General features: G+C 71.1%; 12 protein-coding genes and 1 pseudogene. 6 read left to right on the top strand and 7 right to left on the bottom strand.

Going from position 1 to position 14,683, the window contains the following annotated elements; genetic code table 11:
• Window positions 1-188: 188 nt before the first annotated feature.
• From infB to rimP, 4 genes are all read right to left on the bottom strand, one after another.
• Window positions 189-3,176 (bottom strand): translation initiation factor IF-2, encoded by a 2,988-nt coding sequence (gene infB / locus L0H79_RS00475; RefSeq protein WP_301482554.1) that lies wholly within the window; start codon window positions 3,174-3,176, stop codon window positions 189-191.
• A gap of 166 nt (window positions 3,177-3,342) precedes the next feature.
• Window positions 3,343-3,738 carry a YlxR family protein gene (locus L0H79_RS00470; RefSeq protein ID WP_301482553.1) on the bottom strand — a complete coding sequence of 132 codons (396 nt, stop codon included), beginning with the start codon at window positions 3,736-3,738 and terminating at the stop codon, window positions 3,343-3,345.
• Window positions 3,699-4,703 carry a transcription termination factor NusA gene (gene nusA, locus L0H79_RS00465; RefSeq protein WP_301482552.1) on the bottom strand — a complete coding sequence of 335 codons (1,005 nt, stop codon included), beginning with the start codon at window positions 4,701-4,703 and terminating at the stop codon, window positions 3,699-3,701. The genes L0H79_RS00470 and nusA overlap by 40 nt, the downstream gene beginning before the upstream one ends.
• Window positions 4,703-5,263, bottom strand: a complete 561-nt coding sequence (gene rimP / locus L0H79_RS00460; RefSeq protein ID WP_301482551.1) for a ribosome maturation factor RimP — start codon at window positions 5,261-5,263, stop codon at window positions 4,703-4,705. The genes nusA and rimP overlap by 1 nt, the downstream gene beginning before the upstream one ends.
• Window positions 5,264-5,376: 113 nt before the next feature.
• Between rimP and L0H79_RS00455 the strand changes: the two genes are divergently transcribed.
• The 4 genes from L0H79_RS00455 to L0H79_RS00440 all read left to right on the top strand — a co-directional run bounded on the left by L0H79_RS00455 (window position 5,377) and on the right by L0H79_RS00440 (window position 10,085).
• On the top strand, window positions 5,377-6,372 hold the full coding sequence (locus L0H79_RS00455; RefSeq protein WP_301482550.1) for a hypothetical protein: 996 nt from the start codon (window positions 5,377-5,379) through the stop codon (window positions 6,370-6,372).
• Window positions 6,369-7,298 carry an aminoglycoside phosphotransferase family protein gene (locus L0H79_RS00450; protein WP_301482549.1) on the top strand — a complete coding sequence of 310 codons (930 nt, stop codon included), beginning with the start codon at window positions 6,369-6,371 and terminating at the stop codon, window positions 7,296-7,298. Before L0H79_RS00455 ends, L0H79_RS00450 begins: the two co-directional genes overlap by 4 nt.
• Before the next feature lie 195 nt (window positions 7,299-7,493).
• Window positions 7,494-9,485 (top strand): thioredoxin domain-containing protein, encoded by a 1,992-nt coding sequence (locus L0H79_RS00445; protein WP_301482548.1) that lies wholly within the window; start codon window positions 7,494-7,496, stop codon window positions 9,483-9,485.
• A 384-nt stretch (window positions 9,486-9,869) separates the two neighbouring features.
• Window positions 9,870-10,085 carry a hypothetical protein gene (locus tag L0H79_RS00440; protein WP_301482547.1) on the top strand — a complete coding sequence of 72 codons (216 nt, stop codon included), beginning with the start codon at window positions 9,870-9,872 and terminating at the stop codon, window positions 10,083-10,085.
• An 18-nt stretch (window positions 10,086-10,103) separates the two neighbouring features.
• Here L0H79_RS00440 and L0H79_RS00435 read toward each other — a convergent pair whose 3' ends face one another.
• From L0H79_RS00435 to L0H79_RS00425, 3 genes are read right to left on the bottom strand one after another with little or no spacing between them, the layout of a single operon-like run.
• Window positions 10,104-10,886 (bottom strand): TSUP family transporter, encoded by a 783-nt coding sequence (locus L0H79_RS00435; protein ID WP_301482546.1) that lies wholly within the window; start codon window positions 10,884-10,886, stop codon window positions 10,104-10,106.
• Window positions 10,883-11,614: an HAD family hydrolase gene (locus L0H79_RS00430; protein ID WP_301482545.1), complete on the bottom strand. Its 732-nt coding sequence runs from the start codon at window positions 11,612-11,614 to the stop codon at window positions 10,883-10,885. The genes L0H79_RS00435 and L0H79_RS00430 overlap by 4 nt, the downstream gene beginning before the upstream one ends.
• On the bottom strand, window positions 11,611-13,377 hold the full coding sequence (locus L0H79_RS00425; protein ID WP_301482544.1) for a proline--tRNA ligase: 1,767 nt from the start codon (window positions 13,375-13,377) through the stop codon (window positions 11,611-11,613). The genes L0H79_RS00430 and L0H79_RS00425 overlap by 4 nt, the downstream gene beginning before the upstream one ends.
• Window positions 13,378-13,607: 230 nt before the next feature.
• Between L0H79_RS00425 and L0H79_RS00420 the strand changes: the two genes are divergently transcribed.
• A complete protein-coding gene (locus tag L0H79_RS00420; RefSeq protein WP_301482543.1) occupies window positions 13,608-14,414 on the top strand; it encodes a methyltransferase domain-containing protein in 807 nt (268 codons plus the stop codon).
• A gap of 50 nt (window positions 14,415-14,464) precedes the next feature.
• Window positions 14,465-14,683 (top strand): annotated as a pseudogene (locus L0H79_RS00415) (GNAT family N-acetyltransferase); the annotation flags it as partial.

Raw genomic sequence — 14,683 nt, 5'->3', positions numbered from 1 at the left:
AGAGTGCACTTGTCCTCATCGAGAGTGCACCTGTCCCGATCGACAGTGCACTTGTCCTCATCGACAGTGCACTTGTCCCGATCGACAGTGCACTTGTCCTCATCGACAGTGCACGTCTCTGGTGCCGACATGGGTGGGCCGGTGCCCCAGGCGATCCCGCCTCGAGCACCGGCCCTGTAGCGATGGGTTCAGGCGCGCGGCTTCTCGCGCATCTCGAAGGTCTCGATGACGTCCTCGATCTGCAGGTCGTTGAACGACCCGAGGTTGATGCCGCACTCGAAGCCTTCGCGCACCTCGGTGACGTCATCCTTGAACCGCCGCAGTCCGGCGACCTCGGCCTCGCCGACGACCGTCCCGTCCCGCACGATGCGGGCCCTCACGCCGCGCTTGATCTCACCGGAGCGCACCAGCGAGCCGGCAACATTGCCGAACTTGCTGGAGCGGAAGATCTCCCTGACCTCGGCCGTGCCGAGCTGGACCTCTTCGTACTCCGGCTTGAGCATGCCCTTGAGGGCTGACTCGACGTCGTCGATCGCCTGGTAGATCACCGAGTAGAAGCGCATGTCCACGCCCTCTCGGTCGGCGAGCTCGGCGACGCGCTCGGCGGGCCGGACGTTGAAGCCGATGATGATCGCATCGTCGACGGTCGCGAGGTTGACGTCGTTCTGCGTGATCGCGCCGACCCCGCGGTGGATGATCCTCAGATCGACCTCGTCGCCCACGTCGATCTTGAGCAGCGCGTCCTCGAGGGCCTCGACCGACCCGGAGACGTCACCCTTGAGGATGAGGTTGAGCGTGTCGACCTTGCCCGCGGCGAGAGCCTCGTTGAGGTCCTCGAGCGAGATCCGCTTGCGACGCTTGGCGAGCGATGCTGCACGGGCCGCGGCCTCACGACGCTCGGCGATCTGCCGTGCGGTCCGGTCGTCGGGCGCCACGAGGAACGTGTCGCCGGCGCCCGGGACGGAGGTCAGGCCGAGGACGAGGACCGGACGCGAGGGAGGCGCCTGCTCCACGTTGCTGCCGTGCTCGTCGAGCATCGCCCGCACCCGGCCGTGACCGTTGCCGGCGACGATCGCATCACCGACGTGCAGCGTCCCGGACTGGACCAGGACCGTGGCCACCGGCCCGCGACCCTTGTCCAGGTGCGCCTCGATGGCGACACCACGGGCGTCCTTGTTCGGGTTGGCCCGCAGGTCGAGCGCCGCGTCAGCAGTCAGCAGGACCGCCTCGAGCAGCCCGTCGATGTTCGTCCCCTGCTTCGCCGAGACGTCGACGAACATCGTGTCGCCGCCGTACTCCTCGGCGATGAGGTTGTACTCGGTCAGCTGCTGACGGATCTTGGCCGGGTTGGCCTCAGGCTTGTCGATCTTGTTGACGGCCACGACGATCGGTACCCCGGCCGCTTGGGCGTGGTTGAGCGCCTCGACCGTCTGTGGCATGACGCCGTCGTCGGCCGCGACCACGAGGATCGCGATGTCCGTCACGGACGCACCACGGGCACGCATGGCCGTGAAGGCTTCGTGACCTGGGGTGTCGATGAAGGTGATGGCGCGCTTCTCGCCCTCATGGCTCGAGACGACCTGGTAGGCACCGATGTGCTGGGTGATGCCGCCGGCCTCGTCCTCCGCGACGTGCTCGGACCGGATGGCGTCGAGCAGCTTGGTCTTGCCGTGGTCGACGTGGCCCATGACCGTGACTACCGGCGGACGCGGCTCGAGATCTTGGTCCTCCTCCGCGGCAGCCTCGGCTTCCAGGTCGATGTTGAACGACTCGAGCAGCTCTCGCTCCTCGTCCTCTGGCGACACGACCTGGACGTCATAGCCGAGCTCGACACCGAGCAGCTTGAACGTGTCCTCGTCGAGCGACTGCGTCGCCGTCGCCATCTCACCGAGGTGGAACAGGACCGTGACGAGCGAGGCAGGGTTGGCGTTGATCTTGTCGGCGAAGTCCGTCAGCGACGCGCCGCGCCGCACTCGGACGATCGTCGAGCCGTCCCCGTGGGGAACGGTGACGCCGCCGATCGTCGGCGCCTGCATCTGCTCGAACTCCTGACGCTTGGCGCGCTTGGACTTGCGGCCTCGAACCGGACGACCGCCGCCCCGTCCGAAGGCACCCTGGGTACCGCCGCGCCCACCCGGGCCGCCGCCGCGGGGGCCGCCGCCGAAGCCGCCACGCCCGCCGCCCGGACCTCCGTGTCCACCGCGGCCACCTGCGGCACCCGTGCCACCGCGCCCAGGGCCCGGACGGGCCCCGGGACGGCCGAGTGTGCTGCGCTCCGGCATCATGCCGGGGGTCGGGCGCGGACCGCCGGGACGCGAGCCGGCGCCGCCAGGGCGAGGGGCGCCCGGACGGGGGCCGCCAGGACGCTGTTGGGGACGCGGCATTCCCTGGCTGGGGCTGAACGGGTTGTTGCCCGGCCGGGGACCGGCATCGCTGGGACGCGGACGCTGCTGCATGCCCTGGCTGGAGCTGAACGGGTTGTTGCCCGGGCGCGGGCCCCCCGGACGCGGCGCCGGGCGGGGGCCCGGAGTAGGAGCCCGGCGCGGGCCGGCGTCTCGCGAGCTCGGCTTCGGGCCGGCCGGTTTCGGGCCGGGACGCGCCGGTGTGCTCGCTCCCGCCCGCGCGGCTGGTGCCGCAGCCGGGGCGGCAGCCGGTGGCGCGGCCGGAGTCGGCGCCGCATCCGCAGCCGGCGCTGACGGAGCGGATGCCGCAGCCGGTGCGGCCGGAGCGGATGCCGCAGCCGGTGCGGCCGGAGCGGATGCCGCAGCGGGGGCCTTGGCCGCCGGTACCGCATCGGCGGTCGGTGCTGCGGCGGGCGCCTTGGCCGCCGGAACCGGTGCCTTGGCGGCCGGAGCCGCAGCGGGCGCCTTGGTCGCTGGTGCAGCCGGGGTGGCCGCGTTGCGCGCAACCGCCTCCGCGGGGGCCGTCGCGCCCTTCGCGGGGGGGGCTGCGACCTTCGCAGGCGTCGCCGGCGCGGCAGCGTTCTTGCCCGGGGCCTTCCCGGCGGCAGCAGCCTGCTCCTGCGGGAAGGTCTCCTTGATCTTGCGGACGACGGGAGGCTCGATCGTCGATGACGCCGACCGAACGAACTCCCCTTGGCTCTTCAGGTGGGCGAGCAGCACTTTGCTCTCGACCCCGAGCTCCTTGGCGAGCTCGTAGACCCGGACCTTAGCCACATTTCTCCTGTCTCGGTCCGACCGACAGGAGTGGCCGAACCGTCGTTACAACTGGGGCTTGCTCATCGCTGAGTACTCATCGGGTGCTCATCGCGTTTCAACCCGCCTCATGTGCGTTGACCGTTCCTTCTGACGTGTGATCGGCGCGGGTGCGCCGACGCGTGTGCTAGGAGTGCCGGATACCGAGATGCTGTGCGACCGGGCGGAGATCGACCGGTCCCTGCAGGTGCAGGGCACGTCCGAACGCCTTGCGGCGCACCGCCAGCTCGAAGCACTCGGGCGTGGGGTGCACCCACGCGCCGCGCCCCGGTTTCCGACGCCGCGGGTCAGGAAGGAGGATGGTCGCCCCACGAGTGGGCCTCCCGTCCTCGGTCTGGTCCGCGACAACTCGCAGCAGTGCCGACCAGCTATCCGAGCGTCGACATCCCACACACGTGCGGGACGGCTCAGCGCGGAGTCCAGTCCGGTCGGCCACGTACCAGTCTAGCGCGTATGCCGCCGTGCTGGCCCCCAGCCCCAGGCTCACCCCTGCTCGGTGTCGGGCCGGATGTCGATGCGCCATCCGGTGAGCTTGGCGGCGAGGCGCGCGTTCTGCCCCTCCTTGCCGATGGCCAGGCTCAGCTGGTAGTCCGGCACCGTCACCCGGGCGGCGCGCGCCGACGGGTCGACGATCTCGACGGCCTGGACCCGCGCGGGGCTGAGCGCGGCCGCGACGAACGCCGCGGGATCCTCGGAGTAGTCGACGATGTCGATCTTCTCGCCACGCAGCTCGGTCATGACCGCCCGAACCCGTGCGCCCATCGGTCCGATGCAGGCGCCCTTGGCATTGACGCCGGGCACGCTCGAGCGCACCGCAACCTTGGTGCGGTGCCCCGCCTCCCTGGCCAGAGCCGCGATCTCGACGGTGCCGTCCGCCAGCTCAGGGACCTCGAACTTGAACAGCTGCCGCACCAGGTTCGGGTGAGTGCGCGACAGCCCGACCTGCGGCCCCTTCGGCCCGCGCTTGACACTGACGACATACGACCGGAGGCGCTCGCCGTGCAGGTACTTCTCCCCGGGCACCTGCTCGGCCAAAGGCAGCAGCCCCTCCACGTTGCCGAAGTCGACGTGGACGTTGCGCGGGTCCTGGCTCTGCTGGATCACGCCCGAGATGACGTCACCCTCACGGCCCTTGAAGTCGCCGAGGACGGCTTCGTCCTCGATGTCGCGCAGCCGCTGCACGATGACCTGTCTCGCGGTCGAGGCCGCGATCCGACCGAAACCCTCCGGCGTGTCGTCGAACTCGGGGCCCGGCTCCCCCCGCTCGGCCGGTTCGCCCTCCTCGGCGGGGAGCAGCTCACCCTCCTCGCGAGCCCACACGATGACGTGGCCGGTCTTGCGGTCGAGCTCGACGCGCGCGATCCGATAGCTCCCCTCGGTGCGGTGGTATGCCACCAGGAGGGCCTGCTCGATGGCGGGGATCAGCACCTCGAGGCTGATGTCGCGCTCGCGTTCGAGGGCGCGCAGGGCTGCCAGATCGATGTCCATCAGGGGTCCTCCTCGATGTCCGGGTCGTCCTCGGGTGCATCGGCGACGCCGTTGTCGTTCCGCTGGAACTCGACCTGGACGCTTCCCTTCTGGACGTCGTCCAGCTCGATCCTGACCGAATGCCCCGGAGTCTTCTTCGTGGCCGGCACCGCGAGGTGCACGGCATCAGGCTCGACCTCGACGAGCCGGCCGGTCACGGCCCCAGCGCAGTGGCGGACCTCGACGAGACGCCCGACATTCCGGCGGAACTGGTCCCGAGTCGTCAACGGCCGCCCGACACCGGGCGACGACACCTCGAGCACGTACGGAGCCTCACCGAGTGCGGACGACCCGTCGAGCACCGCGCTGACGGCGTGGGTGGCCTCGGAGACCCGATCGAGCGAGATCGGGGGGACGGTACTGGTCGTGTCTGTCGCGTCGAGCCCCGCGAGGTCAGCGTCGACCAGGACACGCACGATGCGTCGCTTGCCGGCGGGAGAGACGGTGACGTCCTCGATGACGAGACCGAGGGGTGCGAGGACCGGCCCGAGTGACTCCCTCAGCTGATCGGCCGCACTCATGTGAGCGTCCGTCCTCTCTTCTCGAATCCGGCGCCTGCGAGCACCCGTGAAGGCAACTCTAGGGGACACGTTGGAGTCCCGGCTCGCCGGAACCGGCATGCCATGATCTCGCCATGGACGTGGCAGGCGGGGTCGGCACCGACCGGCCCGGGCCTGTCGCACACCAGTGGCCCCCCCTCTCGCGGCGCCATGTTCTCGCGGCGGCTCTCGCTGCATCGGCGAGCCTGCTGGGCGGCTGTGGCCTGCGGCTCGACCTGCCCCAGCCGCCACCACCCGCGCCGACCCGGAAGCCGGCACCCGACGAGGCCCTCATCGTCTCCTTCATCCAGGACCTGCGAGGGCTCCGGGAGCGTGGCCAGCGACTCCGAGCGAGCGAACGCCATCGGTCTGACGTCGAGGACGCGCTTCGCGTCCTCGCCATGCAGGACACGGTCCTGACGGGCCGGCTCACGAACCAGGGCGTGCCGACCACCGAGATCGGGCCCGCCCCGACCGTCACGGCGTCCGGAGCCCCGAGCACCGCGCGCCCGACGGGCGGTCAGTCCTTGTCCGGGTTCGCGACAGCGCTCGTCGAGCTGCCCGCGGGACGCTGGGACACGCTCGCGTCCTCGAGCCTGGTGAATCGGGACGTGCTGCTTTCCGCCACGTCCGCCCGGCTTGCCTCGGCTCTCCGGCTGGACCGCTCGGTGCCTGTTCCTCCCGCCGAACAGGGTCTGCACGCGCGACTCGTCGAGCACACCGCGCCCCTCGTCTACGGCTTCGAGATCGTCGCCGCACAGTCGGTGGGCCGGGCCCGGGGCACGGCGCTGCATACTGTAACCCAGCTCGAGCGCCTCCTCGAGGAGCTGATCGACGGCCTGCCCGGCAGCGCGCTGCCGGGCGGTTGGTCGCTGCCCTACCCCGTCACGACACCCCAGGCTGCCGCACGGCTCGCCACGGATCTCCTGACGCGGGCCATCGCAGCGACGACGACACTCGCGGCCGCACGATCCTCCGCCCGCGACCTGGCGGCGGTGGGTGCGTGGAGCGCCCGCGTGCAGGCACTCGGCCCGCCACACGGCATACGACTCGCTGCGTTCCCCGGCACGAGTGGGACCGGCGCGACATGATCCACCTGATTCCCGCCCACTTCGCGCACCGCGTCAGCACGTACCCCATCGACGGGTACGTCTCGGGCGAGGACTGGGTCGCGCAGTTGCCGCGGCTGCTCGCCGAGCTGCTCGACGAGTGGGAGCTGGAGCCGGTCGCCCCGACGACGGCCGGCGCCTGTTCGATCGCCCTTCCGGTCCGGTTGCTCGGCTCGGGCCGCGATCTCGCAGGGGTGAGCGGCGAGGCGGTCCTCAAGGTCACCTGGCCCCACCCGGAGGCCGCGAGCGAGGCCCTTGCCCTCCAGCTCTGGAACGGCCGGGGTGCGGTGCGCCTCTACCGGGCCGACCCGGCCCGCTTCGCGATCCTGCTCGAACGGCTGCACCCCCGCGACCTGAGCAGTGTCCCCGTGGACACGGCGTGCGAGGTCATCGGCGACCTCCTCTCGAGGCTGCGCCGCCCATCCCACCCGCGAGTGCCGCGCCTTGTCGAGTACGCCGAGCGGCAGGCCGTCGAGCTACGCCGGGCCCCGCCGGTCATCCCCCGACGCTATCTCGACCAGGCAGCCGCGCTCGCCGGGGAGCTCGTCACACGGGAGCCCCTCGAGGAGACCCTGCTGCACACCGATCTGCACTTTGAGAACGTCCTCGGCGCCCACCGCGCCCCGTGGCTTGCGATCGACCCGAAGCCGATGACCGGCGACCCTGCCTTCGAGGTCGCGCCCGCGCTGTGGAACCGGTCCGACGAGCTCGGCACGGGCGCCGAGATCCGCGGGTCGCTGCGGCGACGCCTCGAGATCATCTGCGAGCGGGCCGGGCTCGACGAGGGCCGCGCTCGCGCCTGGACGATCGTGCGCGAGACCGACAACGCGGTGGATGCCGCACAGGACCCGCACGGGCGCAACCGGGTGAGCCTGGCGGTGGTGATCATCAAGGCGATGAACGACTGACCCTCGGGAGCTGACGGTCGCCCGGCGGCGTACCTCGAACGACCACTACTCCACGCCGCCGGGCTCGCTGAGCACAAGGGTGCAGGCGGCCAGGGCCATGGTGGTCGTCCGGGGGAACAGGAAGTATGCCGCTGAGCGCGCTCCGCGCCGTAACACCCCTCCAGGCGGGCCGCGAGGGCGTGACATGGTGAGGGCATGGGCAGCAACCGACTCGCCAGCGCCACCTCGCCCTATCTGCGTCAGCACGCCGACAACCCGGTGCACTGGCAGGAGTGGAGAGCCGCGGCCTTCGCCGAGGCACGGGAACGCAACGTCCCGATCCTGCTGAGCATCGGCTACGCCGCCTGTCACTGGTGCCACGTCATGGCGCACGAGTCCTTCGAGGACGACACCGTCGCGGCGGTGCTCAACGAGCGGTTCGTCTCGATCAAGGTCGACCGGGAGGAACGTCCGGACATCGACGCGGTCTACATGGTCGCGACGACGGCGACGACGGGCAGCGGCGGCTGGCCGATGACATGTTTTCTGACTCCCGAGGCAGACCCCTTCTTCTGTGGCACGTACCTCCCGCGTGAGCAGCTGCTGCGACTGCTCGCCGCGATCGACGAGGCGTGGCGCACCAGGGAGGCCGAGGTCCGCGCGAGCGGGACGCACATCGCTTCCTCCCTGGCGGCTGCGACGACGGCGCCAGGTGCCGCCCCCGTCGACGAACCCGTTCTCGCAACCGCCGTCGCGCAGCTCGCCACGAGCTTCGACGACCGGGACGCCGGGTTCGGCACGGCGCCGAAGTTCCCACCGTCGATGGTGCTCGAGTTCCTCTTGCGCCACCATGCCCGGACCGGCACCCCGATGGCCCTCGAGATGGCCGAGCGGACGCTCGAGGCGATGGCCCGAGGTGGCATCTACGACCAGCTCGGGGGTGGCTTCGCCCGATACGCCGTCGATGCCGGCTGGGTGGTGCCCCACTTCGAGAAGATGCTCTACGACAACGCCCTCCTGCTGCGGGTGTACCTGCACTGGTGGAAGGCGACCGGCTCACCACTCGCGCTGCGCGTCGTGGAGGAGACGGCCGAGTTCCTCCTGACCGACCTGCGCACCGAAGAGGGCGGCTTCGCGGCATCCCTCGACGCCGACACCCAGGGCCAGGAGGGGCTGACCTACGCGTGGACCCCTGGGCAGATCGTCGAGGTCCTCGGCCGTGCCGACGGCGACCTGGCCGCCGACCTACTGGGGGTGACCGCCTCGGGAACCTTCGAGAGAGGCACCTCGACGCTGCGCCTCATCGCGGATCCGGCCGCTCCCCAGTGGTTCTCGACGGTGCGTGCCCGCCTCAAGCAGGCCCGGGACGGTCGGCCACAGCCGGCTCGCGACGACAAGGTCGTGACGAGCTGGAACGGGCTGGCCATCGCCGCCCTTGCCGACGCTGGCGCCGTGGCAGGGCGACCGGAATGGGTGGCCGCGGCCAGGGCCTGCGCCGACCTCGTGCTCGGCCGACACCTCGTCGACGGCCGGCTGCGCCGCTCGTCGCTCGCCCGGACCGTCGGCGAGGCGGCCGGCGTCGCCGACGACTACGGCAACCTCGCCGAAGGGCTGCTCGCGCTGCACCAGGCCACTGGGGAGGTCCGTTGGTTCGAGGCGGCCGGTGATCTGCTCGAGCGCGCGCTGTCCCGCTTCGCGGCCGGGGACGGTGGGTTCCATGACACCGCCTCGGATGCCGAGCGGCTCTACCTGCGCCCCCGCTCGGGTGCGGACAACGCCGAACCGTCCGGCCAGTCCGCCCTCGCGGGCGCCCTCGTGACGTATGGCGCCCTCGCCGGCAGCAGCGTCCACCTCGAGGCCGGTCGTCGCGCCGTCGCGGCGGCGGGTTCGCTCGCCGGGCGCGACCCCCGGTTTGCCGGGTGGACCCTCGCGGTCGCCGAGGCCCTGACCTCGGGCCCACTCGAAGTCGCGGTCGTCGGGTCCGACGACGTGGCCGCACAGATGAACAGGCTGGTCCGGGCGTGCACGAGCCCCGGACTCGTCCTGGCCGCCGGCGCACCGGACAGCCCGGGAGTCCCGCTGCTCGCCGGCCGCCCGCTCGTCGACGGGGGCTCCGCGGCATACGTGTGTCGCGGCTTCGTGTGTGACGCACCCATAACGGACGTGGCGGCACTGGCCCGCGCCCTCGCGGCAGGTCGGCCGCGTTGAGCGGGAGGCATCGCGCGGCCGAGAACTGCGCTGGCGCAGCCGATCCGGCGGTGCAGATGGCTGCACGCTCGATCAGGTCTACTGAACTGTCGATCGGGTCTACTGAACTGTCGATCGGGATTACTGCACGCTCGAACAGGAGTGCTGAACTGTCGATCGGGATTACTGCACGCTCGAACAGGAGTGCTGCACGCTCGATCGGGATTACTGCACGCTCGATCAGGACTGCTGCACTGTCGACGAGGGGTACTGCACGCTCGATCAAGGGGTGGGACGGATGGAACTCCGGGCGCGGGCTCAGTGTTCTTTCGGTCGAAACGGGTATACCAACCCCTGAGGTCAGGGGGCTGGCTACGGCACACCAGCTGAACGGGGCGATGCACGATGGACAGAACCGACGTCAGGCCGACGAGGCACCTGGTCAACGAGTTGGCGAGGGTGGAGGAAGGCATCCGGCGGACCCGCGGCATGATCGGGCCGATTCAGGCCGAGCACGACGAGGGGCTGCGCGCTCTGCTGGCCCGGCGTGACGAGCTGACCAGGCTCGTGGGTGGGCACCGGGCGTCCAGACACGGGGCGAAGCGGCACCTGAGCGTCTAGTCCAGCCGCCCGCGCGGGTCAGGCCCACCAGCCGAGCAGGCTGCCGGCGATCCTGACGATGAACGCCGACACGATGATCACGAAGACGACCCGCACGAAGCCGCTCCCCTTCGCCACGGCGATCCGCGCGCCGGTGTAGCCGCCGAGCAGGTTGGCGGCCGCGATGACGACGCCGACCTTGACCAGGACCAGGCCCATCGGCGCGAAGAGCGTCAGTGCGCCGAGGTTGGTCGCGAAGTTCGCGATCTTGGCCTGCGCGCTCGCCTCGAGGAAGGCGTAGCCGAGCAGCCCGACGAGGGCGAAGACGAGGAACGAGCCGGTCCCCGGCCCGAGGGCTCCGTCGTAGACCCCGATGACGAAGCCGGTGGCCATCGCGAGCACGGCGTGCTTCGGTCCGTGGAAGCGCCGGATCGACTCGCGCCCCAGGTCGGGCCGCAGCAGCGTGTAGGCGCCCACGACGACGAGCAGCACGAGGATGATCGGGTTGAACATCGACTTGGGGATGTGCAGCCCGATCAGGGCGCCCCCGATGGAGCCCACATACGCGACGGCAGCCATGGGCAGGGCCGTGCGCAGGTCGGGCCGCACCCGTCGGGCGTAGGTGACCGCGCTCGTCGCCGTCCCGAAGATCCCCCCGAACTTGTTCGTCGCCAGCAGCTGGGCCGGGCTGGCACCGGGTAGGGCGAGCAGCAGCGCCGGGAGCTGGATGAGCCCGCCCCCGCCGACGACAGCGTCGATCCACCCCGCGGCGAAGGCTGCGAGAGCAAGGAAGAGAAGGGTCGTGCCGGTCGGGTCGCTCATCGACGGGCGAGATTCCAGGCCGCGACGATGGCAGCCACGTCGGTGAGCTCGTGCGCGACCGCGTCGGGGCTCGCGTCGTGCGACACCTGCTGCTCGACCGGGATGCGCGAGTGAGGGACCCAGATCGCGCGCATCCCGACCTGCTGGGGTCCGTGGACGTCCTCGTAGGACCGGTCTCCGACGTAGACGCACTCCTCGGGCGCGCAGCCGATCTCCCGGGCAGCGTACGTGAAGATCTCCGCCCGCGGCTTCACCCACGGCGTCTCGCTCGAGTACGTGTCGCCGTCGATGAGGTCGATCACGCCGTCGCGCTCGAAGATCGACCGGTGGTAGGCCCGGTCCCAGATCGTGTTGGACAGCACGCCGACGCGCAGCCCGGCCTCCCGCAGCGCCTCCCAGAGCGGCCCGACACCGGGGTGGGTGAGCGTGTGCGGCTCCCAGAAGCTGCGGTATGCCGCCGTGCCGGCTTCCGTCAGCGCCTCACCTCGCGCGAGCCCGCAGGCCTCGAGGATCTCGGGCAGCCGGGCGCTCACCCCGAGCGAGCGGCCACGCTGCCACGCGAGGGCCTCAGCGGCATACAGCCGGCCGGCGAGGTCGTCGCGGGCGCAGGCGAGGGTGCCGACGCCGTCGGCGAAGGCGGTCCACTGGGCGCGCAGGTCGATCTCGTGCCACGGGGTGATCGTGCCGCCCCAGTCGAACAGCACGGCGCGCACGGGCGCGCCGGTCACGCTCGGCCGACCTCCGCGAGCACCTCGGCGGCGGCCGACCCGACGGGCACCTCGCGGCGCAGACCGCTGCGGCGGTCCTTGATCTCGACGACGCCCCTGGTCAGGCCCTTGCCGACCACGACGATGGTCGGCACGCCGATCAGCTCGGAGTCCTTGAACTTCACGCCGGGGCTGACCCCCCTGCGGTCGTCGACGATGCAGCTCAGGCCCCGGTCCTCGAGGTCCACCGCGACCTGCTCCGCGGCAGCGAGAACCTGCTCGTCCTTGCCCGCCGCCACGATGTGGACGTCGGCGGGAGCCAGCTCGCGCGGCCAGCAGATGCCGGCCTCGTCGTGATTGCCCTCGACGACGGCGGCAACCGCGCGCGACACGCCGACGCCGTACGAGCCCATGGTGACGGTGACGAGCTTGCCCTTCTCGTCGAGGACCTTCAGGCCCAGCGCCTCGGCGTACTTCGTGCCGAGCTGGAAGACATGGCCCATCTCGATGCCGCGGGCGCTCTGGAGGACACTGTCACAGGCCGGGCAGGGGTCACCGGCGCGCACCTCCGCCGCCTCGATCGTGCCGTCCGCGGTGAAGTCGCGACCGGCGGCGAGGTCGATGACGTGGTGGCCCGGCTGGTTGGCGCCGGTGACCCAGCGAGTGCCCTCGGCGACGCGCGGGTCGAGCAGGTAGCGGATGTGAGCCGTGCCGTCGAGCCCGAGCGCGCCGGGACCGATGTAACCCTTGGCGAGCGCCGGGTTCGCGTCGAAGTCGGTGGCCTCGAAGGGCTCGACCTCGGCGGGGGACACCTGCGCCTCGAGACGCTTCTCGTCGACCTCGCGGTCCCCGGGGACGCCGATCGCGAGCGGCTCGCGGGTGCCGTCGGGGTGCACGAGCATGACGACGACGTTCTTGAGCGTGTCGGCGGCGGTCCAGGCCCGGTCCTCGCGGGGGAACCGCTCGTTGAGGTGGTCGACGAGGGTCTCGATGGTCGGGGTGTCCGGGGTGTCCTCGACGTGCGCGGCCGGCGCGTCGGCGAACGGCACCGGGTCGGGCGCCGGCACGCGCACGGCCTCGACGTTGGCGGCATACCCACAGCTCGCGCAGCGCACGTAGGTGTCCTCACCGACCTCGGCGGTCGCGAGGAACTCCTCGCTCTTGCTGCCGCCCATGGCGCCCGACATGGCTTGGACGATGACGTAGTCGAAGCCGAGCCGGTCGAAGATCCGCACGTAGGCGTCGCGGTGCGCCTGGTAGCTCTTCTCGAGCCCGGCCGCGTCGATGTCGAAGCTGTAGGAGTCCTTCATCACGAACTCGCGCCCGCGCAGCACACCCGCCCGCGGCCGCGCCTCGTCGCGGTACTTCGTCTGGATCTGGTAGAGGCTGACGGGCAGGTCCTTGTACGAGCTGAACAGGTCCTTGACCGTGAGGGTGAACAGCTCCTCGTGGGTCGGGCCGAGCAGGTAGTCGCCGCCCTTGCGGTCCTTGAGCCGGAAGAGGTTGTCGCCGTAGTCGGTCCACCGGTTCGTCGCCTCGTACGGCTCGCGCGGGAGCAGCGCCGGGAAGACGAGCTCCTGCGCCCCGATCGCGTCCATCTCCTGCCGGACGATCCGCTCGACGTTGCGCAGCACGCGCAACCCGAGCGGCAGCCACGCGTAGATGCCGGGGCTGACCCGGCGCACGTACCCGGCCCGGACGAGGAGCTTGTGGCTGGGGACCTCCGCATCCGCCGGGTCCTCGCGCAGGGTGCGCAGGAACAGGGACGACATGTGCAGGGCCACCGGGACTCCTCGGGGACGTGGGTCGGGTGCATGGTTGCGGCGTGTGGGGCGGGACCCCCGCAGAATAGCCGTCCTATGCCGACACACCGGAGCCACACCTCCGATCGACAGTGCCCCAGTTCCCATCGACAGTGCCCCAGTTCTCATCGACAGTGCAGCAGTCTCGATCGACAGTGCCACGATCCGGACCTGACCCCGACCCGCCCGTGAATACACCTAGCGTCCCGTTCATGGGCGAGGTCTACCTGCACGGACATGGTCCCAGCGTCATCGCGTCCCACACGACGCGGACGGCAGCCGACTCAGCGGCATACCTGCTCCCACATCTGCGGGCGGCGGACGCCCTCCTGGACGTCGGGTGCGGACCCGGGACGATCACCCTCGACCTCGCCGCAGCGGTCGCCCCCGGCACCGTCATCGGCATCGATGCGGTCGAGGCGCCCCTCATCGGGGCCCGCCGCCGGGCGTCCGCGCGCGGCGACAGGCAGACCGCCTTCGCGGTCGCCGACGTCTCCGAACTCCCTTGGGATGCAGGGCGGTTCGATGTCGTGCATGCCCACCAGGTGCTGCAGCACCTCACGGACCCGGTTGCCGCGCTGCGCGAGATGGGCCGCGTCACCCGTGCGGGTGGGATCGTCGCGGTGCGAGATGCCGACTACGGGTCGATGGTGTGGTATCCCGAGCCACCGGGCATGACGCGCTGGATGGAGGTCTACCAGGCGGCGGCACGGGCCAACCACGCCGAGCCGAACGCCGGCCGCCGGCTCACCGGGTGGTCGCATGCAGCCGGGCTGACCGAGCTGACCGCGTCGGCATCGACCTGGAGCTACACGACACCCGAGCAGTGCGCCTGGTGGGGCGCGACCTGGGCACGCCGAGTCCTCGACTCGACCTACGCGACCGAGGCGGTGCGGCACGGACTCGCGACACGCGGCGAGCTCGAGCAGATGAGTGAGGCGTGGCTCGAGTGGTCACGCCACCCCGACGCGTGGTTCGCAATGACCCACGGCGAGGTCCTGGCCCACGTCAGTCAGTAGGGGCCGGAAATGGGAGGCGACCCTGCCACGGGGTCGCCACACTGTCCGGTATGCCGCTCACCCGCTTGTCGTTCACGTGCACCTCCGCGCCGGCCGAGGCGCGCGAGTGGGTCGCACCGCTCGTGGCGCGAGAACCACTGTGGCTCAGCATCATCGCGACAAACATCGAGGAGGCCAAGACCGACCCGGCCCGCTACGAGAACCCGCGGTGGTGGGTGGGACGCGACCCGGCGGGGCGGGGGGCGGTCGCGGCCTTCATGCACACTCCC

It is taken from the genome of Intrasporangium sp. (assembly GCF_030452765.1).
In the GTDB taxonomy this organism is placed as follows: Bacteria; Actinomycetota; Actinomycetes; order Actinomycetales; family Dermatophilaceae; genus Intrasporangium_A.
The sequence above is the reverse complement of the archived record's forward strand: the minus strand, read 5'-3'. Positions and strand labels throughout refer to the sequence as shown.